Source organism: Nostoc paludosum FACHB-159, from assembly GCF_014698835.1.
GTDB lineage: Bacteria > Cyanobacteriota > Cyanobacteriia > Cyanobacteriales > Nostocaceae > Nostoc > Nostoc paludosum.
On record NZ_JACJTU010000149.1, the window covers coordinates 1 to 3,302 of the forward strand.

Below are 3,302 nucleotides of genomic sequence, written 5' to 3' on the forward strand. Positions count from 1 at the left end.
CAAGCTTAGTAAATTTCATTACCGTAAGCAACATTTATCTAATACAACCTCTACCTATTTTCTCATGAATCTTTCATGCTTTGCCTCCAATACACCTGCTTCTATTACGAATACAAGGCTTTCGGAATCAGATTCAACTAATACTCATGTACTATATATCGGCGATCGCTCTGTGCCAGTTGCGTAAGTCCTGATATTCAAAAAATACGAACGACCGTTAGTCAGCCTCGGCGTTAACTTTTCAAGCTTAAGAAGTACAAAACGCTTTAGAGGGTTGCACGATCGCATCACTCGATCATTTCAAGTTTTTGGAAGGATACAGAACCCTACTCCCCCACCGGGAACTGCCGCATCATCTCCACAACTGCCACTACCCAAAGCGCGTATACACAACTTCACCCAACATCACAATCACAAACTCGCTATCATCTTGCCCACTCAAAGAGCGTGCTGATATTGCTCGTTACAGTATTCTTGCCCTTAGCTGGAAAGGCAGAGGGCAGAGGGCAGAAGGCTTTTATGGAATTATCCCTTAAGAGGAATGCCCGAACCCTCTGGGCAACCGGAGGGAGCCAAGGGTTTAAGCCCCCCACCAAAATTTCCGATTTGGTGGCTCTTGCAGTGTGGGTCTGAAGCCCACACTGCAAGAGCAAACCTTCTGCCTTCTGCCTCCTGCCTTCTGCCTTCTTCACCAATACCCTCACAGGAATTGAGAGAAAGTCTGAATAGAAAACTGAGAATTTGAAAATAATCATGGAACAGCGTGTAGTTTAATCAGTCGAATCAGATATCAAGCTGAAGGCATTCTCGACAATGGCTCTCAACCGTATTTTATGGAATTACCTGATAGCACTGATAGTAATCACTATTCCTGCTTCCGGTTGCACCACCCAAACTCCCAGCACTCAGGATTTAATTGCTCAGTCGCAAAAAAATAGTCACTTAGTCCGTACTTTATCAATACAGTCTGATTCAGGTTATTCAGTTGCGTATTCTCCAAGCTCTGTTGGAATAATTCTTGCTAGTGCTGGTGCTAAAAGTGTAAAGCTTTGGAATCCCAACACTGGTAAACTATTGCGTACTTTATCAGTTCCAGCTTGGACTGTCAGCTTTAGCCCCGATGGCCAGATTCTCGCTAGTGGTTCTCAGGACGGCAGCATAAATTTGTGGGATGTTCAAACAGGAAAACTCATCCGTACACTCAAGCACTCAGAACCAGTTATTGGTGTAGTCTTTAGCCCAGATGGACAAACTCTACTTAGTAATCTCGATCTCGGCTCTATCATCAGGTTGTGGAATTGGCGTACTGGAGAAATCATCCGCATAAAGGACGATTCTGACGCTTATCAAAAAGGATTTAGGAGCTTTAAGACTCAACCAGCCACTTTTAGCTGGGATGGTCAGACCTTATTTGCAACAAGTGGTTCTGGTTCTATGCTGGAGTCTTGGAATGTGAAAACTGGTAAACGAACAGGCAGTTTCGAGGCGAAATCATCTATTAATGCTATTGCTATCAGCCCAGATGGAAACACTCTAGCTACTGGCATTCGGGATAATGCGATTAAGCTGTGGAATATTAATGATGCTAAACTTATTCGCACTTTAACTGGTCATCAAGGTGAAGTCAGAACTGTTGCCTTTAGCCCTGATGGAACGCTACTAGCTAGCGGTAGTCGGGATGGCACTATTAAATTATGGAATGTTAGTACAGGTCAAGCGATCGGCACTTTTTCAGCGCATAAAGAACAAGTTTGGTCTGTAGCTTTCAATCCTGATGGCAAAACACTTGCCAGTGCTGGGCAGGATGGCACTGTTAAGATTTGGCGTGTATCTCCACAATAAATAATAAATTTATGGGTTTATCTCGATCGCGTTTATTCCCCTCAGAAACCACCGCATCATCTCTTGCAACGCCACAGCCTCACCATCCGCCGCGTACACTGTTTTCCCTGACATTGCAATCACAATCCTTTGCCGCCTTGCCCGTTCAAACCAAACAACTACACCAGACTTGGCCTGTTGTGTCTCTGGTTCCCTGCCCTCCTTACAGGCAGCAACAAAAACAGCCTCCGGTAATTTAATCCCAATCCTTGTTCGGATCGCAACTTTTAGATAGGCAACCGCCCCCGGTACATTATCCCAATATCGCCTAACCGTGCGCTGAACCTCTGCATTGAGCCGAAATTGCGGGGTACAAGCAGAGTATTTCCATCAACAATTAAACTATAAGAAAGTCAAAATAACACTTGGGAGACGTATTAAGTGTGTGGTTCTGGGAAAAAGACTCAGTTGAATACGAGATATTCAAGCAATATGAACGCCCATTGGTAGCCATTGGGGTAAACTTTTCACGCTTAAGAAGTTCAAATATCTCTAGAAGCTTGCACCTACGGTTTAGAGGATGCTTTAAGAAGCACAATTGACTATGTGCTGTGGTTGCAAAAAAACGAAAAGCAAATTTTCCCAAACGCAATTTTGATTCGAGCTTTGCAAGAGCAATGGAAACCAAAGGCATGGCGCGAAGAGTACCTGGAACTGCCAAATCTAGAGTCCCCTGGGCAAAGATGGTGGAATGCGGCAGCCTCAATGTGGGGGTACGATGTCCGCAATCGCCTTGTTGCTGATGTATTTTATGACGAGGGTACAGAGTTCATCAAATTCACCAACGGTAAGGAAATAACCGTAGAGACAGCATGGAGTTGGGGACGGGAACGAGTACTACAATATGTCAGTAGTTAGAATGGCGATCGCTATCATGAGGAGAAACGACAATTTTCAGATTTTTTTAATTTAATTCCCAAAAATTAATTTTTTTTTAAAATTAGAACTAGGTAAATAATATTTAAGTGCTATATGTTAATTAATAAAATTATTTTCGGTTTTAATAGTTTCTACCTATTATTAATTATTGCCTTGATTATTTATAATAAAATATTTGATGTATCAGTTGGAGGATTGTTCTTACCACCTCTCACCCCAGCATATCCTGGTGCAGGATTGTTTACACTTGGATTTCAAATACTGTGTTCTATACCACCTATAATTTGTGCTTTTAGTTTTACCTTACTAAAAACTATTAAACCTCATAATAGATCTAATCAATTTTTGCTTTACTCCGCTATTTTAACAGCAGGTTATTTACTGAATGAAATTTATCGACTCCATATAATTTTTTTGCAATTTGGCATTCCCAAGCTAGTGGTCTATCGCATTAATTTTGCTGGGTTAGAATGGAAACAGAGAGTCGAGCGATCGCAGATCAGAAGAGTATGCCAAAAAAGCACATAGTAAAGCTAACACAA

General features: G+C 42.1%; 5 protein-coding genes. All 5 read left to right on the top strand.

The window, feature by feature from the left end:
* The coding region (locus tag H6H03_RS40000; protein ID WP_206757990.1) for a hypothetical protein at window positions 1-187 on the top strand (187 nt) is incomplete at its 5' end.
* A 626-nt stretch (window positions 188-813) separates the two neighbouring features.
* Complete coding sequence (locus H6H03_RS39545) at window positions 814-1,842, top strand: WD40 repeat domain-containing protein (protein ID WP_190960417.1); 1,029 nt, start codon at window positions 814-816, stop codon at window positions 1,840-1,842.
* Between the two features lie 11 nt (window positions 1,843-1,853).
* On the top strand, window positions 1,854-2,081 hold the full coding sequence (locus H6H03_RS39550) for a hypothetical protein (RefSeq protein WP_190960418.1): 228 nt from the start codon (window positions 1,854-1,856) through the stop codon (window positions 2,079-2,081).
* 346 nt (window positions 2,082-2,427) lie between these two features.
* A complete protein-coding gene (locus H6H03_RS41940; RefSeq protein ID WP_313932049.1) occupies window positions 2,428-2,739 on the top strand; it encodes a hypothetical protein in 312 nt (103 codons plus the stop codon).
* Window positions 2,740-2,853: 114 nt separating this feature from the next.
* Complete coding sequence (locus H6H03_RS39560) at window positions 2,854-3,288, top strand: hypothetical protein (RefSeq protein ID WP_190960419.1); 435 nt, start codon at window positions 2,854-2,856, stop codon at window positions 3,286-3,288.
* Window positions 3,289-3,302: the final 14 nt, after the last annotated feature.